The sequence below is a fragment of the Bacillus testis genome, from assembly GCF_001243895.1.
In the GTDB taxonomy this organism is placed as follows: Bacteria; Bacillota; Bacilli; order Bacillales; family DSM-1321; genus Bacillus_AD; species Bacillus_AD testis.
The window spans coordinates 2249301-2273555 of record NZ_LN851186.1 but is presented as its reverse complement, the minus strand read 5'-3'; the positions used below and the strand labels follow the sequence as shown (position 1 = coordinate 2273555).

The following is a 24255-nucleotide window of genomic DNA, read 5'->3' as shown; positions in this document are numbered from 1 at the left end:
CGCATAGGAAAAGGAAATGCGTGCAAAATAAACAGCAATAAAGAAAGGGGCTCACGTTATGGGCGAAAGAAAACGTAGATATAAACACCTCTTTGTCGTTGTGATTATATTATTGACTGTTGTAGGTTTCGCAACCGAGGGCTATGCTGCAGGGGCTGTGGATGATGGGCTGCTTCCAGAAGAGGCCAGGGAAGCGGAAGGCAAGGTAGCCTATTTGACATTTGATGATGGCCCTTCCTCAAATACTATCCCTATTCTTGATATTCTCGACGAATATAAAATCAAAGCGACCTTTTTTGTTATGGCGAACCCGTCGGAAGAAGGAATGCAAGGCTACAGGGAAATGATGAAAAGGGGGCATGCGATCGCGCTTCACACCTATTCGCATGATTACAGGAAGATCTATACCTCCCCAGACCAGTTTTTTCATAATATTGCACAGCTTGAAACATTCCTTCAGAAAAATTTCTCGATCAGGACAAAAATCCTTCGCTTTCCCGGTGGTTCTAGGAACTCTTCTAGTAAATTGTATGGCGGGCCTGGAATCATGAGGAAGATCATCGATGAATCAAAAAAACGGGGCTATACTTATTTTGATTGGAACATCGATTCAACAGACGGCATTTCCCCTGCCATATCGGTGTACACCATAACTTCAAAGGTCATTAACGGAGCGAAAGGAAAGGAAAAGGCAGTCATCCTTCTCCATGACATAAACGCCATGGATCATACGGTCACCGCACTGCCTACTATCATCAAAGGGTTGAAGAAACAAGGATTTTCTTTCGATGTCATTCATGAAGGGACGCAGGCTGTGCAATTTAAATAGAATCTGTTCGAAACAGAGTATAGCAACTACGATTGATCGGTTTTACTAATTATGATATGGAAGTGCAGCTTGAATTCTGTTTTTAGGCTATCAGAAAAATGACTGATCAAATAACTGATCAAATAACTGTTCAGCCGGAAGAAAGGAGGTGGCTCTTTCTTCCCGGCTCACTAAAATATATTGCTATAGGCACACGATTCCTAGTTACTCCATTATTGTTTAATGCCAAGCATTAGCCAGACAAATGCATTAAGCTGTGTAAATGTTACACGAAACTGATGTTTTTCCATAATAGATTTCATATAGGGAATCGTTGTGTAATATTCGGTTCGTAAATCTTCGGCCAAACGATCAAATCTGTTTTTTTTAGCTGTTTCAATGGTTGCTTGTTTATCCTCTTTTGTTAAAAACATTGTATCGGCAAAGACAATTTTTCCGCCTGTTTTTAGATGCTTGGCGTACAAGGCAATGGCCTTTTCTTTTTCATCATCCGTTAGATGATGAAATGCATAGGTGCTTACAAATGCGTCTACCCCATCTGCTTCTAGTGGAAAGTGAAAGAAATCACCATCCACAATGGATAAGGAACCGAGTTTTTTCTTTGCTTTTTTTCTCATTTCTGTAGAAGGTTCGATCCCAAGAACGTGGATTCCTTTTTCAATTAGGCGTGCAGTCAAATTTCCTGTTCCAACTCCAAATTCAATCACAGAGCCTTTCGCATGAGAAGAAACAGCTTCAAGTATATGGTCATAATTTAAAAAAACATCGGCATATTGGTCATCAGAACCGGATACCGTTTCGTCATAATTAGCAGCCCACTTATCAAATAATCGATCAAACTCTCTGCCCATCATATCCCTCCACTTTGTTCCAATTATTCATATTATATTTATATGATTAATGTAGAATTAGTTGCAAAGTTTACCTGAAGATGAATGTTCCTCTTCTTGTAAAAGGGGACTTGTCCATAATAAAGTTAAATGCGCTGATTAAACGATAACGAGTTAAATGGTTATTGGCAGGACAGTCAACTGATTGGAAATTTAAAGGGAATATTTCTATTTATCTATGATTTTGCTTATGTAAGCGTTTTATTTCTCTTATTTTATGTTTAATATAATAAATATAAGAAAAAATTGAAAATTCTCGTGTCAAAATTTTGAACTCCCATGCAAGAAATGGTAATATATCTTTGAAAACGTTTTATCCCTTATTGGTTGAATATTCTTATTTTCATTATTATCTCTACATAACTATTAGAACATGAATCTTAGTTGGACAACAAAGGGTATTGGGGGATGCCAAATAGGGCTTTGTTTTCATAACTTCATAAGGTGGGGGTTTTTAAAATGGCCAGCCAGAAAACAGGCGGGAATCCATGGGAGAGTTTAACCGGACCAAACTACGCATATTTACTGGAACAGTATGATCGATATATGCAGGATCCCGATTCAGTGGAAGATGATGTGAAAGAAGTCTTTGCCGAATGGGGCGGTCCATCTGAAAATGTGTACGCTTTCCAAAAACAAGGGGAAATAGGCGCAACTCAAACGATGAGTGCGGCCAATGTGAAAAAAATTATGTCTGCTGTGAAACTAGCGGACCATATCCGGACATACGGGCATCTTTCGGCGAATATCTATCCTTTGTCGGAAGAGCGGGATGACAAGGAATTGTTAAACTTGAGTAAATACGGATTAACAGAGCAGGATTTGCGATCCATCCCTGCGTCATTGCTATGTGAGCATGTACCTGGCTCTGTGCAGGACGGATATGAAGCAATCAAATATTTAAAAGAGTTGTATACGAAAACGATCGCTTTCGAATTCCACCATGTGCATGAATTGAAAGAGCGCATGTGGCTGACTGAAATGGTTGAATCGGGAAAAATGTTTCCGTCCATCTCTAAGGAGAAAAAGAAATCCGTTCTTCGCCGCTTGAGTGAAGTGGAAGATTTCGAGAAATTCCTTCATAAAACATTTGTGGGACAGAAGAGATTTTCTGTAGAGGGATTGGATGCACTCATACCTGTTTTGGATGAATTAATCAGCGAATCAGTGCAAACTGGTACGAAACATATAAATATCGGCATGGCCCACCGCGGCCGCCTTAATGTATTAGCGCATGTCCTTGGCAAACCGTACGAAATCATTTTTTCGGAATTCCAGCATGCACCAAATAAAGAGCTTGTTCCTTCCGAAGGTTCCATCGGGATCAATTACGGATGGACTGGCGATGTAAAATATCATCTTGGGGCAGACAAACAAATCAAAGATGACAATGTGCTGAAGGCCCGCCTTTCTTTGGCCAATAATCCAAGCCACCTTGAATTTGTCGGTGCTGTCGTGGAAGGGTATACAAGAGCAGTCCAGGATGACCGTACAGAAGCGGGATATCCGCAGCAGGATTTCTCTAAATCCCTGGCTGTTCTTATCCACGGGGATGCGGCATTCCCAGGTGAAGGCATTGTAGCCGAGACGCTGAACCTCAGCAGATTAAGAGGCTATCAAACCGGCGGTTCCGTCCATATTATCACCAACAACATGATTGGATTCACGACGGAAAGTTCCGACTCCCGCTCAACTAAGTATTCGAGCGACCTGGCGAAGGGATATGAAATTCCAATCGTGCATGTGAATGCCGATGATCCGGAAGCTTGCCTTGCTGCTGTTCAATTGGCCTTCCTCTACAGACAGGAATTCAAGAAGGACTTCTTGATCGATCTACTTGGCTATCGCCGTTTCGGACATAACGAAATGGATGAACCATTGGTCACTCAGCCGGAGATGTACCGTCTGATCCATAAGCATCCGACGGTGAAAGAAATCTATGCGAATAAATTGATCGCAAACGGAGAAATCACTGAAGAAGAGTTCAAGGAAATGGATAGCGCGATCCAAGACCGCCTTAAAGCGGCTTATAACAAGATTTCCAATAACAAGAAGGACAGCTTATTCAGCATGGTTGCGCCAGAAACCGTTGAACACGGCATTCCAAAGCTGAACACAGCAGTCAGCCTTGACCGATTAAAAAATATTAATAACGAATTGCTGAAATGGCCAGAAGGGTTCAATGTATTCAAAAAAGTTGAAAAAATCCTACAAAGACGACTTGAGGCTTTTGAAGAAGAAGGGAAAGTCGATTGGGCGCTTGCTGAAACATTAGCATTTGCTACCATCAACGAAGATGGGACAGCTGTCCGTATGACAGGGCAGGATTCGGAGCGGGGGACGTTCTCTCAGCGCCACCTGGTCTTGCATGATAGTGAAACCGGCAAAAAATATTCGCCATTGCATACATTGTCTAACTCAAAAGCTTCATTTGATGTCCATAATAGCCCATTGTCCGAGACGTCTGTATTGGCATTCGAGTATGGCTATAATATCTTCTCGCCTGAAACGCTCGTTTTATGGGAAGCACAGTATGGGGATTTCGCCAATGTAGCGCAAACTATATTTGACCAATTCATTTCCAGCAGCCGTGCGAAGTGGGGGCAAAAATCAGGCCTAGTCATGCTATTGCCTCATGGATATGAAGGGCAAGGCCCGGAACACTCCAGCGCTCGCCTGGAACGTTATTTACAGCTTGCTGCCGAAAACAATTGGACGGTCGCTAACCTATCAAGCGCTGCCCAGTACTTCCATATTCTGAGAAGACAGGCCCAAGTGCTTAAGATGGAAGAAGTAAGACCGCTTGTGCTCATGACACCTAAGAGCTTATTGCGCAACCAAAATGTTGCTTCATCTCCAGAAGAATTAAGTGAGGGCTCATTCCAACCGTTCATGGAAGATCCGCTTACTGCCGGAAAGGATGCTTCTTCGGTTACCCGTATTGTAGTTTCGACTGGCAAGATGAGCATCGATCTGCATGAATATGCATCTTCAATTGAAGATACGAAGGGAGTTAAATTAATCCGCCTAGAAGAAATTTATCCTTTTCCATTCCGCGATATCAAGGCTTATTTTGAACAGTTCAGCGAGCTGAAAGAAATCGTCTGGACGCAGGAAGAGCCGAAGAATATGGGGGCATGGTCATTCGTGGAACCGCGTTTGGCAGCAGCGGCCCCATCACAGGTGGCAGTTTCATATAACGGAAGAAAACGCCGATCCAGCACGGCTGAAGGCGATCCTTTAATTCATAAGGAAGAACAAGCGCGTATCATTGCGGAAGCATTCCAACAATAAAGCGAAGAGGGGAAACCAATCATGGCAGAAATTATTGTACCAGAATTAGCAGAATCCATTTCAGAGGGCACCATTGCCCAATGGCTGAAAAAACCGGGTGAAAGCATTGAAAAAGGGGAATACATCGCCGAGCTCGAAACAGATAAAGTAAATGTGGAAATCATCTCCGAACATAGTGGAGTCGTTGGAGATCTTCTGAAAGAAGAAGGGGATACTGTCCAAGTAGGAGAAGCAATCGCTGTTGTAAATGAAGGCGGATCAGGTGCTGCACCGGCTCCAAATCCTTCTGAACCAAAAGCTTCATCTGCAGAGACTTCACAGGAACAACAAGGAGAAAAAGAAGCAAAAGCAGCTGGCAATGCAGCTGAGCCGACTGAAGAAAGCAGAAAAGGCCATACATTCATCGCATCCCCGGCTGCCCGTAAGATGGCGCGTGAAAAAGGCATCGACCTTCATGCAGTCACTGCAAGCGATCCAATGGGCCGTATCCGTGTCCAAGACGTTGAAAATGCCGGGTCCGTTCCACAAAAAACAGAGGCGCAAAAACCGGCAAAAGAGCAGCCAAAATCAGCTCCAGCCGTTACGGAAGCACAATTCTCCAAACCAGTTGAGATCGTTAAGATGTCCCGCAGACGCCAAACGATCGCTAAGCGTTTGGTGGAGGTTCAGCATACATCCGCTATGCTGACAACATTTAATGAAGTAGACATGTCTGCTATCATGGATTTGCGCAAACGCCGCAAAGATGCATTCCAAAAGAACAATGATGTGAAATTAGGTTTTATGTCCTTCTTCACGAAAGCCGTTGTTGGAGCTTTGAAGAAGTTCCCGTTATTGAATGCAGAAATCCAAGGAGACCAATTAATCTTGAAAAAATTCTATGATATCGGCATCGCTGTTGCTGCTCCGGACGGCTTGGTTGTTCCGGTTGTCAGAGATGCAGATAAATTAGGATTCGGCGGAATCGAAAAATCAATCGCTGATTTGGCGGTCAAAGCACGCGAAAATAAATTGGCCATTTCCGATCTTCAAGGCGGTACGTTCACCATCACAAACGGTGGGACTTTCGGTTCATTAATGAGTACGCCGATATTGAACGCCCCTCAAGTCGGGATTCTGGGCATGCACAAAATCCAAATGCGTCCTGTTGCTATTGATGATACTAGAATGGAAAACCGTCCGATGATGTATTTGGCACTTTCTTATGATCACCGTATCGTAGATGGCAAAGAAGCGGTTAGCTTCTTGGTTAAGATCAAAGAATTGCTTGAAGACCCAGAACAATTGCTTTTGGAAGGTTGATTTTAAAGAAATAGATATGGAAGCCTGCAGCCAGCACTGCAGGCTTTTTTTACGTTTAAATTTTATGCTGTTAATGCCTTGAGATGGGAAGCTTCCAGCAGTAGTTGTCCATCTTTTTTTATGAAAATATACATCCAATTTCAGGAAAATAACAAGTAATCATGGCTTTACGATTAGAGGTTCATCCATTTTTATCCAAACGGATGAAAACTAAGCGCTGTAAGAGTTCAAGCTGTGTTCCTCTAGTGCTATAGTTGAAAAATCCTGATTTTGTAAAAACTATCTGACATTTTACTGGAAATTTTTTAACGGTGAACACCACTTTGTCTTTTGTTAGAGTTAGGGGGACTTAGAAAAGAGGAGGAAATAACTTGAAAAGAATTATTTCACTAGCAATTGCAGCATGTCTGGTACTCCTTGCTTCTATTGTACCGGCTCATACAGAAGCACAAACGGAGAAGGCAACTTCTTCTTCCTATAAACGTAACAGTAAAGGTGAAATAATCCATGTGGCTCAGGCAAAGGAATCAGTAGCCGAAGTAGCAAAAAAATACGGTGTTTCACTGGAAGACCTTAAAAAGAAAAATAATCTTATAACAACGGCAACCATCGAAAAAGGGGAAGAACTAGTATTGCCAAGAACATTTACTTCCCAAGAAAAAGATTTAATGGCCCGTTTAGTCAACGCTGAAGCAAAAGGGGAGCCATACAAAGGCAAGGTGGCTGTAGCTGCAGTCGTATTGAACCGTGTCGAAAGCGATAAATTCCCAAATACAATCAGCGGTGTCATCAATGCCAAAAGACAATTTACGCCTGTAGCAAACGGACAAATAAAAAAGCCAGCTTCAACTGAATGCAAGAAAGCAGTCAACGAAGCGATTGCTCTGCAGGAACAGCTGACTGAAGCGACTTTCTTCTATAATCCTAATAAAACCAATGACAAATGGATTAAATCATTGCCGGTTCTTGAGAAAATCGGAAACCATAACTTTGCCCGCTCATGAGTTGTATCAGGATTTAGCCCACAGATAATTTTTGCTTCCTGGAAAGCTGCCATGATATACTTTCTACATGCCAAAAAGCCCATTCATGGGGCTTTTTGCTTTTTACATATCTTGCTTAGCTGCACAGATGAAAGATACACGGACAGGGTGAACAAGGATGGAATTAACATCGATTCAATATATAAAAGCATGGACTAAAGCGCTGCAAGCGGAAATCGCCCATCTTAAAAAATATGGAAGCAACAAATATGCATTGCAGAACGGCAGGCAATTGACCGGCACGGAAGAAGAAACCTATTATTTTGAAAGCCGCCAGACGATCACAGTCCCTGCGGGGGCCCAGATTAAATTGCAGTGGGGCAAAAAGATCGTTGAGGGGCGAATTTTGTCCTCTGAAGGTAAAGGGATCATTCTTGTGCTGGATGAGTCATTGGGTGACCATTTATCTGAAGCCTACTTGATGTACGATCCATGGCAATTGCTTGATGAGTTGGCGGGCAGACTGGCTGAAATAAAAAAAAGCAAGATTAAACGAGCCCGCATCAAGCGGCTGCTGAACCCCGATATGCCGAATAAATACAGGGCGAAACAGGGGGAAACATCGGTAAAAGAATTATATAATCGCTCCCAAGTCAATCCGGTTACATACGTATGGGGACCGCCGGGCACAGGCAAAACCTATACACTGGCCCGGGTGGCGGCAAATAAATACCTGCATCATAAAACCGTGCTCGTCCTCGCCCAAAGCAATGCCGCAGTAAACGTACTCATGGCCGAAATGAGCCATTTCCTCGAAAAGACAAAACATTTCAAAGAGGGGGATATCATCCGTTATGGCGCCCATACGGATGCCAATCTTCCTGAAAAAATAACTCTTCATTATCTGCTTGAACAGAGTGATCCTACTTTGGTGCATGAAAAGAACGAGTTACTGCTGGAAAGGAATATGTTGAAGCAGGACTTGCAATCTTCATTCAGCAACCGTGATTCCCAAAAGCTTCTTAAATTAGAGACAAAATGGGCTTCAATCATGGAGAAAATGAAGAAAAAAGAACACAGCCTCATTAAGGATGCGAAAGTGCTCGGTACCACGCTTGCGAAGGCAGCTATGGATCCTGCTATTTATGAGCATCAATTTGATATAGCCATCGTCGATGAGGCGAGCATGTGCTATGTGCCTCAGGCTGCTTTTGCAGCTTCACTGGCAAAAAGAATCATTGTTTGCGGCGATTTTAAACAGTTGCCGCCGATTGCAAATAGCCAGCATCCGGAAGTGGCACAATGGCTGAAGGAAGATATTTTCCATAAATCAGGCGTTGCCGATACAGTGCGGAACGGTCCTTTTCATCCCCACCTATTATTGCTGAATGAACAGCGGAGAATGCATCCTGATATATCCGCCTTCACGAACAAACATGTGTACCATTCATTGGTGCATGATTATCCAGGTATGGCCGAGTCTACTAATAGGATTGTAAAGAGAGGGCCTTTCAATGGACAGGCCTCTATTTTAGTGGATACCAGTTTTACAGGCTATTACGGGACATATGACAAAACGTCCCGTTCCCGTTGGAATCCGTGGCAGCTGTTCCTTTCTTTCCAATTATTGCACGAAGCAATCCTTGGCGGGGCAACCAGCCTTGGCTATGTGACTCCTTACCGTGTACAGGCGCAATTGATGGATGATTTGTTGGAAGATTTCTATCCAATGGAAAAAGCGGCGGGTCAAATTGTCTCCGCTACTGTACATCGGTTCCAGGGGAGCGAAAAAGAAGTAATGGTGTTTGACAGTGTAGATTGCTGGCCGCAGGAACGCCCGGGCATTCTTCTGGTGGGCAAAGAAAGTGAACGTCTCATCAATGTAGCGATTACCAGAACGAAGGGGAAATTCATCCATGTAGCAAACTGTGATTATATCCGTCGAAAAACCGGCCAGCGGAAAACCCATAGGCTACTTGTTGAGCATCAGATGGCGATGGGGCAGGCAGTCAAACATCAAAGTATTGGTATGTGGGCAAAAAACCATCATGAACGTCTCAAATGGGTGCACGCCAAAAAGCTGGACGACGTTTTTACAGATGTGAGACAGGCGAAGAAAGAAATCATTCTTTCTTTACCGCGAGAGCACAATGTCTCACCGGTTTGGCTGAAAGAGTTGAAGAAAATCAATGATTCAGTGGCCATCAATATTCTGTCCGATGCCCCAAGTGATATGGAGTTTGGAGAACCTTACTTTGCTGAAGTCCCTTTTCCGTTCGTCTTGATCGACCGACGGATCCTTTGGCTGGGACAGCCTTTTGAGCAATCCAAGGGCGTTCTTCCGCCTTATGTCGCCATCAGGCTTGACTCCATGCCGTTTATTGCTTCCTTTTTGGGCCATTTAGGCGTAGAAGGGCTTGATTGAGCATTTCTTTCTTCTTTGTATATTTTTGGGAAAGACAAACATACTAACCTTACAACACAAATTGTGAGGGATGTTAGATGAGAGAGATAAAGAAGTGTTTGGCGATCTTGTCAGTAATGGTTCTCCTGGCGGCTTGTTCATCCGGGGAAACGCCTTCTATTGAACAGGGGAAAAAGGGCCATCATAACGCAAGCGGCATGAAGGAACCGATGCATATAATGATTGTTGGCATCGACACAAGAGGCGAAGATAAGTCCAGGAGCGATGCCATATTAGTGGGACAATACGATGAACCGAAGAGAACAATAAAAATAGTTTCACTCATGAGAGATACATATGTCAGAATTCCCGGCTACCAAAAAGGCTACCATAAATTGAACACAGCTTATTATTTGGGTGGAAAAGAGTTGCTGGCCAAAACGATTCAGCAGAATTTCGGCCTTAAAATAGACCATTCTGCTGTGATCGACTTCAAGGGTTTTACAGAAGTAGTTGATGCGATCGCACCTGAAGGCATCGAGCTTGATGTCTCCGAAGAGATGATTGCAGATATGAAGATGGAAATGGAACCAGGCCTGCATATGCTTCATGGGCGGGATGTCTTGAAGTATGTCCGTTTTCGCCATGACGACGATAATGATTTCGGAAGAGTCAAACGCCAGCAGGAGGTTCTCGTGAAGCTGAAGGATACAATGACAGCAGATCTGTCTTCCCTTCAGCAAATGGCAGCCATGCCAAAACTGGTTGAAGGAGCATTGAAGTATATAGAAACAGATATAGGCCTGGGTGAATCCTTGGCGCTCGCTACATCTCTGTTGATGCACAAGGTCGATTCGGTGGAAACAATGACCATTCCGATTGCAAATGGCTTCGAAAACAAAACCTATGACCATGCGGGAGCCGTCCTTCAGATAGACCGCCAGAAAAACATCAATGCGCTAAATGATTTTTTCTCCAAATCACGAGCAGTCACCAAATAGAGCTCTATATGGAATAAAAGCAAATCTTCTCAAATGGCAGTCTTAGTGGAGGTTTGCTTTTTATTTTGTAAGCAAACTGATCATTGCAAAATAATCCGGTTTAATCAGCCTGCAACGAGGGTATAGAAAGTCCAGTTGTGATTAGCAAAAAAGAAAGTTTACAGTATAGTATAATTAAGAATACAACAATGGTGCCTTAAGGGGATGAGAACGATGAATGATAAAACGCATGTATATACAAAAAAAGAGGAGATTGTGAATGCTCTAACACATGGAATCGGTGTATTGCTCAGCCTGGCTGCTCTCATTTTCTTGATCGACCATGCAGTGGAATACGGCACTAAATTGCATGTTGTTTCTTTTGCCATTTATGGGATATCGATGCTTCTCCTTTATCTGTGTTCTACGTTGGTCCATAGTTTCCCTGAAGGAAAAGCAAAAGACATTTTAGAGATATTTGACCATTCCGCTATTTATATTTTCATTGCCGGGACCTATACGCCATTTATGCTGATCGTCATTAATGGGCCGCTCGGCTGGACATTGCTGGGTATCGTTTGGGCAGTAGCAATCATCGGGATCGTCTTTAAATCATTTTTTGTCAAGCGCTTCATGTATCTTTCGACTCTGCTTTATATAGCGATGGGCTGGCTGATTGTTGTGGCTTGGGGCCCGCTTGCCGATACATTGCCGAAAGCAGGCATTGTTTTATTGGTCGTCGGGGGCCTGCTTTATACCATTGGCACTGTTTTCTATGTGTGGCGCGGTTTTCTGTTTCACCATGCCGTTTGGCACTTATTTGTCCTAGGCGGTTCCGTGGCCCATTTCTTCGCCGTTTTATTATATGTCACGCCAATCAAGTACTGATGAAAAGGTTCCGCAAAAAGGGTGTATTTCATTATTGTGCCAAAAAGAAATTTGTGTCATTAGATATTTCATATAATTGTAAACTATTGAAATTTATTGTATAATGAGAAGTACAAAGGGAGAATGAAGGTTTAGAACAAAGGGATATTTTTCTAAGTCACAAGGGGATTATTATAGAATATTATTTATGGATACCTTATAAGCAATCAAGCGTATTTGCCGATGCGATGCCTTCTTTTTTTATAAGCTATTCAGGAAAATGTGTGTTCTGATTGGTTGCTGTATTCGCGCGTTTTTAACCTAGTACACAAATAGTTCCTATGCAAGCCTGCCAAGTTGCAGGTTTTTTGCGTTCTGCGGCCCCAGCAAAGAATGGCATATGAATATAGAGGGATATCCATTATAATATGGGTATAAAAGGGGGGTGAGGTGAACAATGGAAAAAGAAGTGGATGTATTATTTGAGGCGTCATTCCCGGAGGAGGCTGCTTTAAGATTTGGCATAGCTCCCGAAAGCCTGGCATCTCTAGGGGATTATGAAAGCTATATATTTGCCGGCGACAGGAACGGGCTGCCGGTCATTTTGAGAATATCGCACAGCAGCCATAAAAGCGTGAGCCAGCTTTTAGCTGAAGTTGATTTTGTTGCTTATCTAAAGAATAATGGCGTTCGGACTTACAACCAGTATACTTCGACTGCAGGACAGTTTGTTGAAACCATCCCGGCTGGAGATGGAAGCGAGTTTTATGCAATGGTTTATGAAAAATTGCCAGGAAAAGAAGTCAAAGGAAGTGACATAAAAGGCAATGAGGCCCTGGTAAACGAATGGGGCCGGACCATCGGCAAAATGAATGCATTATCCGGTTTTTATTCACCATCGGCAGGGATTGAAAAACGACTCGGATGGCAGGAGGAAGAATTGCTGGACTTTACTGCCTATGGAGAGCAAGTGCCGGCATCGTTCCAGAAGTATAGCGACCATGTAGTGAAACAGTTGCTGAACCTTCCTGTAAACGAAGGGAACTATGGGTTGATCCACTCAGATCTTCATCAAAGAAATTTCCTATTTGATCATGGAAAACTGAATGTGTTTGATTTTGATGATTGTTCCTATCATTGGTTTGCCAGTGATATTGCCATCCCTTTATATTATTCGCTTCTACAACAGCCGACAGAGGATAAGGATGAATATGCGCAGTGGTTCATGAAGCATTTTTTGCAGGGTTACCGCAAGGAGAAAGAAATAGGAAAAGAGGAGTTGGAGAGCATCCCGCTATTCCTTCGCCTCCGAGATCTAACGCTTCTTTCTTCCATGTATAAAAAATTTGATTTAGGGAATATGGATTCAGGCCAGGAAAGATTGTTTAAAAATGTGTATAAAAGAGTGAAGTCTGAACAACTTCTTACATCCATACATTTTTCAAAATTCTAGTTTAATGAACACCATGGAACAATGAAGTGAAAGTTGGATCCATGGTGTTCAAGAGAGCGCTTTCTATTATCATACTCTTTTATTATATTTTGAAAACGACAAATTTCGTTCAATTTTTCAAAATCTTTTCTTCATATCTGTCGCTTATAATGAATTCATAAACAGAGATAAGCAGTATAAAAGGAGAGATGATCATGTTGATTTGTGAATGGAAGCCATTCAGTACAGATTTAAAAATGTACAATCAAGATGAATTCGAAAAAATGATGGATGACACGTTTGAAGCGATGCAATTCGAACAGAATGATGAGATTCCAAGCATCATCTGGACCAAGAATTATGTTTGCCTGATCAAAAAGAATGCTAGGATTATAAATGATATCTCTATTACTAAAATACCTCGCAATCCGAAGTGCAGTCAATTGGTGTAATTTAGGCAATCTGCACGATGTTTTATCAAAGAAACTTGCTCAATATTTCACAAAGTTTTTTGCAATGTACTATTCTTAGGAGGCAAGATCCATTATGACAGTTGCTGTAAAAGAAAAGAAACCAGAAGTAGTAAAAGAAGAAAATAATGTTGAAGTAATGATCAATGAGCTAGCAAGAAAAGGGAAAGAAGCATTAAAGCAATTCATGGAACTAGATCAGGAGACTGTAGACAATATTGTCAGAGAAATGGCTCTTGCAGGTCTTGATGAACACATGCGATTGGCAAAAATGGCTGTTGAAGAAACAGGAAGAGGCGTATACGAAGACAAAATCATTAAAAATATGTTCGCCACTGAATATATCTACCACAATATCAAGTATGATAAAACAGTCGGCATTATTAACGAGCGTACTCAAGAAGGATTGTACGAAATCGCAGAGCCGGTAGGGGTAGTGGCAGGTGTAACACCGGTAACAAATCCTACATCCACAACTATGTTTAAAGCAATCATTTCCATCAAAACTCGTAATCCAATTATCTTCGCTTTTCATCCATCTGCACAGAAATGCAGCTCTGAAGCAGCGCGCATACTGAGAGATGCTGCAGTTAGGGCGGGAGCTCCGGAAAACTGTATCCAATGGATCGAGACTCCATCCATCGAAGGAACTAAGTTATTGATGAACCATAAAGACATTGCTCTTGTATTGGCAACCGGAGGAGCAGGCATGGTGAAATCCGCTTACAGCACAGGAAAACCGGCTCTTGGAGTAGGGCCTGGAAATGTGCCTTGTTACTTCGAAAAAACAACGAATATCAAACGTGCCGTCAATGACTTGATTCTCTCCAAAACATTTGATAACGGAATGATCTGTGCCTCTGAGCAGGCAATCATCGTTGATAAAGAAATCTATCAAGATGTTAAAAATGAGTTGATCGACAATAACTGTTACTTTGTGAATGCCGAAGAAAAGAAAAAGCTTGAAAAATTAGTGATCAATGAGCATTCTTGTGCAGTAAATGCAGACATCGTCGGCAAATCGGCAAATGTTATCGCCCAAATGGCTGGCATCAAAGTGCCTGAACATACAAAAATTCTGATTGCTGAATGTAAGTCAGTAGGCCCTCAAGAACCGCTATCACGCGAAAAACTGTCTCCGGTCCTTGCTTGCTTCCAGGCTAAGGATACGGAGAACGGCATCCGTCTTGCGGAAGAAATGCTCGAATTTGGCGGGCTTGGCCATTCCGCAGTCATCCATTCGGAAAACCAGGATGTAATCGAAAAATATGGCCTGCGCATGAAAGCATGCCGCATCATCGTTAATGCACCGTCTTCCCAAGGGGCGATCGGCGACATCTATAATGCCTATATGCCATCATTGACACTCGGATGCGGATCATATGGAAATAACTCTGTCAGCACAAACGTAACCTCTGTCCATCTTTTGAATGTGAAAAAAATGGCAAAAAGAAATGTGAATATGCAGTGGTTCAAAGTGCCGCCAAAGATTTTCTTTGAGAAGAATTCCATCCAGTATCTTTCTAAAATGCCTAATATTTCGAAGGCCTTTATCGTAACAGACCCTGGTATGGTTGAGCTGGGTTATGTGGACCGCATTCTATATTACTTAAGAAAACGCCCGGATTATGTCCACTGTGAAATTTTCTCTGATGTTGAGCCAGATCCATCAATCGATACAGTCATGAGAGGCGCTAAGATGATGGCCGAGTTCAAGCCGGATTGCATCATCACACTTGGCGGAGGATCAGCGATGGACGCTGCCAAAGGTATGTGGTTATTCTATGAGCACCCTGAAATTCCTTTCCATGGCTTGAAGCAAAAGTTCCTGGATATCCGCAAGCGTGTATTCAAGTATCCTAGCTTAGGAAAAGCCGCGCAATTTGTGGCCATTCCGACTACATCGGGAACTGGTTCTGAGGTGACTAGCTTCTCCGTTATCACCGATAAAGAAAACAATGTGAAATACCCATTGGCTGATTACGAATTGACACCGGATGTGGCCATTATCGACCCGCAATTTGTCATGACGGTACCTCCTTCAGTGACTGCCGATACAGGAATGGATGTATTGACTCATGCGATCGAAGCCTATGTCTCTAATATGGCCAATGACTACACAGACGGCCTGTGCATGAAAGCAATCGAATTGGTATTCAAGTATCTTCCGCGTGCATACCGTAATGGCAGCGATGAGTTGGCCCGAGAAAAAATGCATAACGCATCCACAATCGCTGGAATGGCTTTTGCCAATGCATTCCTGGGCATCAATCACAGCCTTGCCCACAAAATGGGAGCGGAGTTCCATATTCCGCACGGCCGGGCGAATGCAATCTTGTTGCCGCATGTCATTAGATACAATGCGACAAAACCGAAGAAATTTACCGCATTCCCTAAATACGAGCATTTCATTGCCGATCAACGCTACGCGGAAATCGCCAAAATGCTGGGCTTACCGTGCAAAACAACCCAAGAAGGGGTGGAAAGCCTTGTTCAGGCAATCATCTCCCTTGCTAAAGAAATGAATGTGACTATGAGTATCGCTGAGTGCGGCGTATCTCCTGAAGAGTTCAACAGCAAGGTGGATTACTTGGCTGATAAAGCATTCGAGGATCAGTGCACAACTGCAAATCCTAAGTTGCCGCTTGTAACGGAATTGGCGGACATTTACAAACAAGCTTATAAGGGAGTTTAACGCTCCTTTATATAGATCATCTTCTCCTTTTGGCCCTAGCCGTTCGGTTAGGGTCTTTTTTATCCCATTCTAATTGGCGCTATGCTCCGCTTCAAAACGAGAGAAAAAAGNCATTGAACCGACATCAGGGATATGCCCAATAAAAACACGATCGACAATATTGTATAGTGCATTCACAATCATTCCGATTATGGCAGGAATCGAATACTTCATTAGTAGTTTTGCTATTGATTCTGTACCTAATACGTTTTGATTAATCAATTGTTTTCTCCTCTCATTAAGCTATTCGTGATTTTTTGCAATAAATAAATCATTTGTGCTTCTTCTTCTTTAGTTAAACTCTGTTTGATGGTTTCGTCCCAAGCATGAACTTTATTAAATACTTCTTCTTTAATGTCCAATGCTTTTTCTGTAATAAAAACTTTATAATAGCGATTATCTTTTTGATCACGAACCCGATAAACTAAGTTCTCCTCTTCTAATTTTTTCATTGCTCTGGCGACGGTCGCTTTGTCCACTAAAAGCAGCTTCGATAGCTCCTCTTGACTGATGCCGTCCTGGCGGTAAAGCTGCAAAAGAAACCTGTATTGTCCGGAGCCAATTCCGAATTCCTGAAGCTCTTTAGAAATAATCGCTGAACCTTTGCAATAAATTTGTGCAATATAACGTCCCATCTTCTCATCGTGGTTGTTATTCATATTGTCTGGTTACCTTTCATGGAAAAATTTGATTAAAAACAGTTGTTAGCGCAACTATTTAGGCGGTTTTTATGGATTTAATATCGTATGTCGGTTCCTCAAACACTATATTAATATAATTATAAATAGTTGATAACGCAACTATTAATTAGTACTATGGATAAAACTACCCGCTTTTCCACTTCATTCAGATACGAAAAACTTTGGTTCTATACTAAATGTTGGGGTGTCCACTTAAAAATGGGCAAAAAAAGAGCACACAAGCTCCTAATTTCTTATACTTGAATTGACGAGAAACAAGATAGAAAAGGAGATGTGTGCTCTTGCATTTTAACATGATTCTGCCCGGACTTGAAGGGGCAACCATCATCAAAACCGACATCAATGAAGGAATCTACCAAATATATATTGAAATGCCGATTAAGGACCATGCCTGCCCTTCCTGTTCGAAGGAGACCAAGCGTGTCCATGACTACCGTATCCAAAAGATTAAGCATCTGAAAATGGCGGAACGCCCCACCGTGATTATCTATCGGAAAAGGAGATATGCCTGCTTGTGCGGGAAACGTTTCTATGAGGAAAATCCTTTTGTGGAGAGGTATCAACACCATTCGAAGGAATGGAATCAACAGGTCCAGATCCGTACCGTCAAAGCCAAGACATTCACCGAAATTGCGGCCCAATACCATACATCCGTCAGTACGATCATACGGCGTTTTGACCGGATTATCCCCCAATCAATCAAGGGAGAGAAGGCCTTGCCCAAAGCGATTGCCATCGACGAATTCAAAGGGGATTCCGGAAAGGAAAAATATCAATTGATCATTGCCAATGCCGTGACCCGCGAACCGATCGACATCCTGCCAAACAGACGGAAAGACACAATTAAAGAGTACTTGCGGAAACATGGGGCCAAGGTGGAAGTGGTTGTCATGGATATGAGCCACGCCTTCAAGGCAGCTGTCAAACAGGCCTTGGACGGTCCTGTGATCGTGGCGGATGGGTTTCATTTCGTCCGGTATATGAATTGGGCGCTCGACAAGATCCGTGTGAGGGAACAAAACGAGTGGCATGCATACGACCGTAAAAAGTGTAAGAAGGTCCGTTACGTCTTTCATAAAGCTTCCCACAAGCTTACAAAAACAGATAAATGGTATCTGGAAAGATACTTTGCGCTGTCCCCTGAATTAAAAATAGCGTATGGGTTGAAAGAGGCCTTTTATGAGTGGTTTAACGAAGCCAAACGGCGGGGGCCAGGCCATATCGAGAAGACAAAAGAAGCGCTGCATGCGTTTTATGAAAAGGTGGAAGAAAGCAGGATTCCTGAGTTCGTGAAAACCGTCCAGACCTATCGAAATTGGGAAACGGAAATCCTTAACCGTTTTGAATTTGGGTACTCCAATGGGTTTGTGGAAGGGTTGAACAACTTGACAAAGGTCATGAAACGGAATGCCTTTGGGTTTAGGAACTTCGCTCGTTTTAGGGCACGAATCCTCCTGCATCACCACTATAAATCAATAGGCAATTCATTAGGATAAAGGGGCAGAGAAATGTTCTCTACCCCAACACTTGAAAAAGAACCAAAAAAGAGGGAGTAGGAGATCAAGCGATTGTAAGAACGAAAGCTGGTTTAAAAAATGCCTAGCGTTAATCGATCCATGTTTCACTTTCTTTTCAAACAAGCAATATCGTATATTTGGAGCACACTAGGCCATAAGCTGATAAAGCTATAAGCTAGGGTAGCCCTGGTTGTGAAGAACCATTTTCCGATAGCAAAGGTAGTGGAAACGAAACTCATCAAACAGGACTTTTTCTACATCAAACTCATATTTATCCAAAAAAGACTGCAGGATTCCTGCTTCTTCCTCCGGAATTAATTGTGTGATGTATAAGGGGTATTCTAATCGGTCGAGAATATATTCATAGCCAATAAAAGCATGTCGGATTGATTGTGGCAGCATATAGGAAGCTCCTTTCCGTAAAGGTATGCCCGCAGGGGAGGAAAGGTATACAATTGTTGTATAAGAAAACGCAAAAAAGCAGCGGACTGGTCCGCTGCTCCTTTTGTGTTCATTTTTAATTGGCGCTAAGTTCCCCTTTATAATCCGGGAGCTGTGCAAGTGGGAGGATAAAATAAACCCTTACATAAATTAACGTTTCACTTTATTTATACATCTCTTCAATTTGGGCTTGCAGTTCTTTGTTTTCCAGGTATTCATCGTACGTCATCATTTTATCGACAACGCCTTGAGGAGTGATTTCAATGATCCGATTGGCGATTGTTTGAACAAATTGATGGTCATGCGATGCAAAAATCATCGATCCTTTATAGGAGGTAAGCCCATTGTTCAAGGCCGTGATTGATTCCAAGTCCAAGTGGTTTGTCGGTTCATCCAATAAGAGTACATTGGCACCGCTAAGCATCATTTTGGAAAGCATGCAGCGCACTTTTTCTCCTCCAGACAGGACGCTGGCTTTCTTAAGAACCTCTTCGCCAGAGAACAGCATGCGGCCAAGGAATCCACGAAGGAAGCTTTCACTGTCATCTTGCGGAGAGTATTGGCGGAGCCAGTCTACAAGCGTAAGATCACAGCCTTCGAAATACTCGGAGTTATCTTTAGGGAAATACGCCTGAGAAGTCGTTACGCCCCATTTGTAACTGCCGCTGTCCGCTTCTAATTCCCCGGCAAGGATTTTGAATAAAGTCGTTTTAGCAAGTTCGTTTCGGCCGACGATCGCAATTTTATCGCCTTTATTCATAATGAAACTCACATTATTCAGGAGTTGTTCTCCGTCAATCGATTTAGTCAGATTTTCTACGCGCAATAGATCATTGCCGACTTCTCGGTCCTGTGTGAAGTTCACGTACGGATAACGTCTTGAAGAAGGCTGGATATCTTCAAGCGAGATTTTATCCAGCAGTTTTTTTCTGGATGTAGCCTGCTTCGACTTAGAAGCGTTGGCACTGAAGCGTGCGATAAAGTTTTGCAGTTCTTTGATTTTTTCTTCTTTTTTCTTGTTTGCTTCCTGGGATAGTTTCAAAGCCAATTGGCTGGATTCATACCAGAAGTCATAGTTTCCGACATAAATCTTGATCTTTCCGAAATCCAGGTCGGCAATATGCGTACATACTTTATTTAAGAAGTGCCGGTCATGCGAAACAACGATGACTGTGTTTTCAAAATTGATCAGGAATTCTTCAAGCCATTGGATCGCCTGCAGGTCAAGGTGGTTGGTAGGCTCATCAAGCAGCAGGACATCCGGTTTGCCAAACAATGCTTGTGCAAGCAATACCTTCACCTTTTCAGAACCTGTCAACTCGGCCATCTTTTTGTTATGAAGTTCCTCGCCAATCCCCAGGCCTTTAAGAAGGATTGCTGCTTCAGATTCTGCTTCCCAGCCATTCAGGTCTGCAAATTCGCCTTCCAGTTCAGCTGCCCGGATGCCATCTTCGTCTGAGAAGTCTTCTTTCATATAAATAGCATCTTTTTCAAGCATAATATCATATAGTTTTTTGTGGCCCATGATGACAACTTTCATCACTTCTTCTTCTTCGTATTCGAAGTGGTTTTGTTTAAGGACGGCCAATCGTTCATTCGGCCCCATCGATACGTCGCCGGTCTGTGCCTCAATTTCCCCTGACAGGATTTTAAGGAAAGTTGATTTTCCGGCGCCATTTGCGCCAATCAAACCATAACAGTTCCCCGGTGTGAATTTAATATTAACATCTTCAAATAATTTGCGGTCGCCGTATCGCAGGCTGACATTACTCACGGTAATCATGCAGTGCATTCCTCCATCGCTCATTTATCTATTAGTGCATTTCTTTGTTTCTTTAGGCAGCAATCCGGAACATCGTAAAATAATCTGTTGCCAATTATGAAGGAACAGGGATTATGTAGTCGTTATGCCGGCCGGATCGCCATTCTGCTTATTCTAATACGTTCAAAACCTAATTCTACAGTATGGACCTTTGTTATTCAAGGATTCTTTCAGAGCTTTGAAGATTGGCTATGTCATGGATTTACAGGCTGTTATCCTATTATATCTGGAATGGGTGCGCTAATCGGCCGAAAAGGAAAAAACGTGGACAATCTGTTTTATATAAAGGGTAAATGGCTATGTTGAACTTCGGGTGATGGGGTAATATAGGGGTTGAGCAATCTCGCATGCAAGGGGAGCTTACCTAATTTGAACGTTACACTTAGGAAAGAAGAGAAAAGCATGGGCAAGTGGGGAAACTTAAAGATCATGTTGGTTCTGGGTCATCCAGAATATTATCCCAAGTGCAACTGTAAAAAAGGCGCACTTATAGGGGAAGAATGTTGCCTTTCGAAGTGCCGGATCCAGCCTTCACGGCCATTGGATAAATGCAAAATGGGCGCGCTTATATCAGAAACTGTGCGATGTATCCGTCTATTGTACGTGATTTTCAAGAGAGTCTTAATGCCAATCAGTATCTGGTTTTTAGCTAATGATTGATGGGAGATGAATAAAAACTCCCACCAATCAACGGTTCACTTTATCGGTTTTCAAGAATGTTCAATGCCTGGGCTAAGGAGGCTGTAGTCAGCAATTGGTCAAAAGTCAATCCAAGCTGAATGGCGGTTTGCGCTATTTCTGGACGGATGCCGGATATGATAGCCTCTACGCCAATGAGTCGCAAAGCATTAATCAAATTGAACAATTCATGGGCGACCATAGTGTCAATGATGGCTACCCCGGATAAATCGATACAAAGGAACTCAATATTTTTCTCGGCACATTGGGAGAGGGTTTGCTCCATAATGATTTGGGCGCGTGTTGTGTCAATATCCCCAACTAACGGCAGCAGGGCACGTTGTTTTTGCAGCAGGATAATAGGCGAACTAAGCTCTGCAATCATCTCGTTTTGGGCTTTCATTTTACCTTGGGTATTTTTATGGTACGTTTCAATAAAGATGTTTATAGAAATATCAACGGCCTTGACAACAATCTCGAACCATAAAAAGACCTGTTCAATTTGGATTTGCTGGCGATGTATCATTATGTATTTCTTAATATATTGCAATAAGATCTCTTGGCAGCTCAAATATTCTCTCACAACATGCTGTAGAGGGGTATTCAAATGGCGCGGATCGTTCGCTAGATTCTCGGACCACTTACGGAATTCGCCATATAGGTAGGAATCATCCTTTATGAATATCTGATACACATGCTGAAAATAATCCTGGTTTTTGTGCTTCAGTTCTGTAACAATGGTGGGGTCTTTCGAGCTGTAAACCGATTTTACATCATTGTCGTCAATGGAATTGTACCAATCTTCTGTTAAATCAACAGAATGCATTTTAAGATATTCGTATAATTCGAAATTTCTATGCATCTTTTTTCTCCTTCATATTATTACATATAAAAAAGAATAGCCCCTTTTTTATCGCAAATCTTTCGATCAAATTGCGTATGACCAAATTTGTCATTTGACATAAGCTCTTTTATTATTAAACCAGTTTCTGGGCGTGATGACAATTTTTAAGAATATTTTTAACGCAAAAAAAAGTGAAGCGGTTTAAGTATGGCTTCACTCTTTTCGTCTTGCCAAGTTATCTGATTCCAACAGGCGTTAAGACTCCAGCTTCAACTAATAATCGGCGGAGGATAACTGAACCCCTCAACGATTAAAATCTCACTTTATAAACATTATTGGATACAAGATTACTCCTTTGTTTTTGCCGGCATTTGTATCTTTGCTTTACCCATCAGAAAGACAAAAACCGCCGCAAATAAAACAACGAAGAAAGCGATCCGGAATACGCCGGTGATGGATGAGGACATTGCCTGGACAATCGGATCCAGGATATCGGAAGGGATCATTTTTCGCTGGCTGCTTTCAAAAATGGTACTGATATTTTGGTGCCCATCCATTAATTTTCCTGCTGCCGGAGTCCCTTGAAAAGCATCTTTCATCTTGTTGGCCAAAATAGAAGATTGAATGCTGCCGAATACCGTTATCCCGACAGTCATCCCGAGTGACCGGAAAAAGGCATTGGTGGAGTTGGCAGAGCCCCGATGGGATGCATCGATATCGTGGATGCTTGATGTCGGCAATAAAGAGAATGAAAAACCAACGCCGAAACCTGACAGCGCCATATAAATCGTCACTAAAACCCGGCTGGTTTCCGGATCCATCGTGCTTAACAAAAACATGCCGATGGCAAATGAAATGACGGATAACGTCATTAAGCTCCGGAAACTTGTTTTTGTCTGGAATATCCCGGCGATGGCACTTCCGGCAACGGACCCAAGCATCATAGGCGTTAAAATCAAGCCTGCATTCGTGGCGCTTCCTCCAAAAACCGCCTGAACAAAGATAGGGATGTAGACAGTCAATGGAATGAAAGTAGCTCCGTATAGAAAAGCAAGTGCCTGTGAAGAAGCGAATAGTCTCTTTTTAAATAGCGAAAAAGAAATAATCGGATCCTTTGCTTTTCGTTCAACAAAGATGAAACAAATGAAAGCAATGGCAAATACAGAGAACAAGGTGATGATCTGCGGTGAAGACCAACTGTATTTATCTCCGCCAAGTTCCAGGGCAAACATAAAGCTTACCACCGAAATAACCAGTGTGGCTGCGCCTCCCCAGTCAATGATTTGTTTGGCGTGGTTTTTCGATTCATGGTAAGACTTCCAAATTAGAATAATGGCTATCAAACCGATTGGTATATTCACATAAAAAATCCAATGCCAAGATATATATTCAGTAATATACGCCCCAAGCAATGGGCCCAATACGCTTGAAATTCCAAAGGTTGCTCCCAAAAGAGCAGTCAATTTGCCTCGATTGTGGGGCGGAAACACATCAAACACAATCGTGAAAGCAATCGGCATTAAGGCGCCGCCGCCAATCCCTTGGATCGCCCGGAATAGGCTCAATTGTACCATGCTTTGCGCAAGCCCACAGAGTGCCGATCCAATCAAGAAAACAATTAAGCCAAAAATAAAAAACCGTTTTCGGCCGAACATATCCGATAGTTTGCCGAAGATGGGCATCCCAGCCATCGTCGCCACCATGTATGCGGATGTAACCCAAATAAAATTGCCGAAATCACCTAAGTCGGCTACGATCGTCCCCATGGCAGTTGCGACAATTGTATTGTCCATGCTGGCGACAAGGATGCTGAGCAATAAACCCGCGACAAGCAATTTAACATTGCTTTTTTCTGCATTCATTTATGATTCCTCCTATTCCATAGTATGAAGCATGATATCAATAGTAATACGGTTTACAGAATTGGAAAAGCATCATTTGAAATGATTTCCAAAAAAGTATCATTTCTTTTTAGAAAAACAGCTTCGGCACAGGGCTGAATAGGAATCGTCATTAAAAAGCGGCCGGGTATAACCGGCCGCTTTCTGAATGTTAGCGATTATGCTA

The 24255-nt window shown here is 42.5% G+C and carries 17 protein-coding genes; 11 read left to right on the top strand and 6 right to left on the bottom strand.

The features are described 5' to 3' along the window. Window positions 1-58 precede the first annotated feature (58 nt). Window positions 59-829, top strand: a complete 771-nt coding sequence (locus BN1765_RS11485; RefSeq protein WP_050615262.1) for a polysaccharide deacetylase family protein — start codon at window positions 59-61, stop codon at window positions 827-829. A gap of 212 nt (window positions 830-1041) precedes the next feature. Here the strand turns inward: BN1765_RS11485 and BN1765_RS11480 are convergent, their stop codons facing one another. Continuing rightward, window positions 1042-1680 carry a class I SAM-dependent methyltransferase gene (locus tag BN1765_RS11480; RefSeq protein ID WP_050615261.1) on the bottom strand — a complete coding sequence of 213 codons (639 nt, stop codon included), beginning with the start codon at window positions 1678-1680 and terminating at the stop codon, window positions 1042-1044. 498 nt (window positions 1681-2178) lie between these two features. Here BN1765_RS11480 and sucA point away from each other — a divergent pair, with 498 nt between their 5' ends. The 9 genes from sucA (at window position 2179) to adhE (ending at window position 16146) form a co-directional block, all read left to right on the top strand. Beyond that, entirely contained in the window at window positions 2179-5013 is a 2835-nt protein-coding gene (gene sucA / locus BN1765_RS11475; RefSeq protein ID WP_050615260.1) for a 2-oxoglutarate dehydrogenase E1 component, read from the top strand. Between the two features lie 21 nt (window positions 5014-5034). Then, complete coding sequence (odhB, locus tag BN1765_RS11470; protein WP_050615259.1) at window positions 5035-6315, top strand: 2-oxoglutarate dehydrogenase complex dihydrolipoyllysine-residue succinyltransferase; 1281 nt, start codon at window positions 5035-5037, stop codon at window positions 6313-6315. A gap of 371 nt (window positions 6316-6686) precedes the next feature. Continuing rightward, the gene (locus BN1765_RS11465; protein ID WP_050615258.1) at window positions 6687-7319 is read left to right on the top strand and encodes a cell wall hydrolase; all 633 of its coding nucleotides are present in this window, start codon (window positions 6687-6689) and stop codon (window positions 7317-7319) included. Between the two features lie 157 nt (window positions 7320-7476). After that, window positions 7477-9723: a DEAD/DEAH box helicase gene (locus tag BN1765_RS11460; protein ID WP_050615257.1), complete on the top strand. Its 2247-nt coding sequence runs from the start codon at window positions 7477-7479 to the stop codon at window positions 9721-9723. Window positions 9724-9800: 77 nt separating this feature from the next. After that, window positions 9801-10703 (top strand): LCP family protein, encoded by a 903-nt coding sequence (locus tag BN1765_RS11455; RefSeq protein WP_050615256.1) that lies wholly within the window; start codon window positions 9801-9803, stop codon window positions 10701-10703. Between the two features lie 213 nt (window positions 10704-10916). Further along, a complete protein-coding gene (gene trhA / locus BN1765_RS11450; protein WP_050615255.1) occupies window positions 10917-11570 on the top strand; it encodes a PAQR family membrane homeostasis protein TrhA in 654 nt (217 codons plus the stop codon). A gap of 436 nt (window positions 11571-12006) precedes the next feature. After that, a complete protein-coding gene (locus tag BN1765_RS11445; protein WP_050615254.1) occupies window positions 12007-13002 on the top strand; it encodes a phosphotransferase enzyme family protein in 996 nt (331 codons plus the stop codon). Window positions 13003-13196: 194 nt separating this feature from the next. Then, complete coding sequence (locus BN1765_RS11440) at window positions 13197-13433, top strand: hypothetical protein (RefSeq protein WP_050615253.1); 237 nt, start codon at window positions 13197-13199, stop codon at window positions 13431-13433. Window positions 13434-13527: 94 nt separating this feature from the next. Then, window positions 13528-16146 carry a bifunctional acetaldehyde-CoA/alcohol dehydrogenase gene (adhE, locus tag BN1765_RS11435; RefSeq protein WP_050615252.1) on the top strand — a complete coding sequence of 873 codons (2619 nt, stop codon included), beginning with the start codon at window positions 13528-13530 and terminating at the stop codon, window positions 16144-16146. Between the two features lie 257 nt (window positions 16147-16403). Here adhE and BN1765_RS11425 read toward each other — a convergent pair whose 3' ends face one another. Further along, entirely contained in the window at window positions 16404-16844 is a 441-nt protein-coding gene (locus BN1765_RS11425; RefSeq protein ID WP_050613695.1) for a MarR family winged helix-turn-helix transcriptional regulator, read from the bottom strand. Window positions 16845-17161: 317 nt separating this feature from the next. Between BN1765_RS11425 and BN1765_RS11420 the strand changes: the two genes are divergently transcribed. After that, window positions 17162-18382: an ISL3 family transposase gene (locus BN1765_RS11420; protein WP_082195396.1), complete on the top strand. Its 1221-nt coding sequence runs from the start codon at window positions 17162-17164 to the stop codon at window positions 18380-18382. Between the two features lie 189 nt (window positions 18383-18571). Here BN1765_RS11420 and BN1765_RS11415 read toward each other — a convergent pair whose 3' ends face one another. The 4 genes from BN1765_RS11415 to BN1765_RS11395 form a co-directional block, all read right to left on the bottom strand. Further along, window positions 18572-18805: a hypothetical protein gene (locus BN1765_RS11415; protein WP_050615250.1), complete on the bottom strand. Its 234-nt coding sequence runs from the start codon at window positions 18803-18805 to the stop codon at window positions 18572-18574. A gap of 202 nt (window positions 18806-19007) precedes the next feature. Continuing rightward, window positions 19008-20627 carry an ABC-F family ATP-binding cassette domain-containing protein gene (locus tag BN1765_RS11410; protein ID WP_050615249.1) on the bottom strand — a complete coding sequence of 540 codons (1620 nt, stop codon included), beginning with the start codon at window positions 20625-20627 and terminating at the stop codon, window positions 19008-19010. Between the two features lie 739 nt (window positions 20628-21366). Beyond that, on the bottom strand, window positions 21367-22206 hold the full coding sequence (locus BN1765_RS11400; protein ID WP_050615247.1) for an STAS domain-containing protein: 840 nt from the start codon (window positions 22204-22206) through the stop codon (window positions 21367-21369). A gap of 329 nt (window positions 22207-22535) precedes the next feature. Next, complete coding sequence (locus tag BN1765_RS11395; RefSeq protein WP_050615246.1) at window positions 22536-24050, bottom strand: MDR family MFS transporter; 1515 nt, start codon at window positions 24048-24050, stop codon at window positions 22536-22538. Window positions 24051-24255 lie beyond the last annotated feature (205 nt).

What these genes read in the sequence shown, in the direction of transcription:
- trhA (WP_050615255.1), top strand. Translation starts at nt 10,917, where the DNA reads ATGAATGATAAAACGCATGTATATACAAAAAAAGAGGAGATTGTGAAT.
- BN1765_RS11440 (WP_050615253.1), top strand. Translation starts at nt 13,197, where the DNA reads ATGTTGATTTGTGAATGGAAGCCATTCAGTACAGATTTAAAAATGTAC.
- odhB (WP_050615259.1), top strand. Translation starts at nt 5,035, where the DNA reads ATGGCAGAAATTATTGTACCAGAATTAGCAGAATCCATTTCAGAGGGC.
- BN1765_RS11400 (WP_050615247.1), bottom strand. Translation starts at nt 22,206, where the DNA reads ATGCATAGAAATTTCGAATTATACGAATATCTTAAAATGCATTCTGTT.
- sucA (WP_050615260.1), top strand. Translation starts at nt 2,179, where the DNA reads ATGGCCAGCCAGAAAACAGGCGGGAATCCATGGGAGAGTTTAACCGGA.
- BN1765_RS11415 (WP_050615250.1), bottom strand. Translation starts at nt 18,805, where the DNA reads ATGCTGCCACAATCAATCCGACATGCTTTTATTGGCTATGAATATATT.
- BN1765_RS11425 (WP_050613695.1), bottom strand. Translation starts at nt 16,844, where the DNA reads ATGAATAACAACCACGATGAGAAGATGGGACGTTATATTGCACAAATT.
- BN1765_RS11460 (WP_050615257.1), top strand. Translation starts at nt 7,477, where the DNA reads ATGGAATTAACATCGATTCAATATATAAAAGCATGGACTAAAGCGCTG.
- BN1765_RS11485 (WP_050615262.1), top strand. Translation starts at nt 59, where the DNA reads ATGGGCGAAAGAAAACGTAGATATAAACACCTCTTTGTCGTTGTGATT.
- BN1765_RS11480 (WP_050615261.1), bottom strand. Translation starts at nt 1,680, where the DNA reads ATGGGCAGAGAGTTTGATCGATTATTTGATAAGTGGGCTGCTAATTAT.
- BN1765_RS11455 (WP_050615256.1), top strand. Translation starts at nt 9,801, where the DNA reads ATGAGAGAGATAAAGAAGTGTTTGGCGATCTTGTCAGTAATGGTTCTC.
- adhE (WP_050615252.1), top strand. Translation starts at nt 13,528, where the DNA reads ATGACAGTTGCTGTAAAAGAAAAGAAACCAGAAGTAGTAAAAGAAGAA.
- BN1765_RS11410 (WP_050615249.1), bottom strand. Translation starts at nt 20,627, where the DNA reads ATGATTACCGTGAGTAATGTCAGCCTGCGATACGGCGACCGCAAATTA.
- BN1765_RS11445 (WP_050615254.1), top strand. Translation starts at nt 12,007, where the DNA reads ATGGAAAAAGAAGTGGATGTATTATTTGAGGCGTCATTCCCGGAGGAG.
- BN1765_RS11395 (WP_050615246.1), bottom strand. Translation starts at nt 24,050, where the DNA reads ATGAATGCAGAAAAAAGCAATGTTAAATTGCTTGTCGCGGGTTTATTG.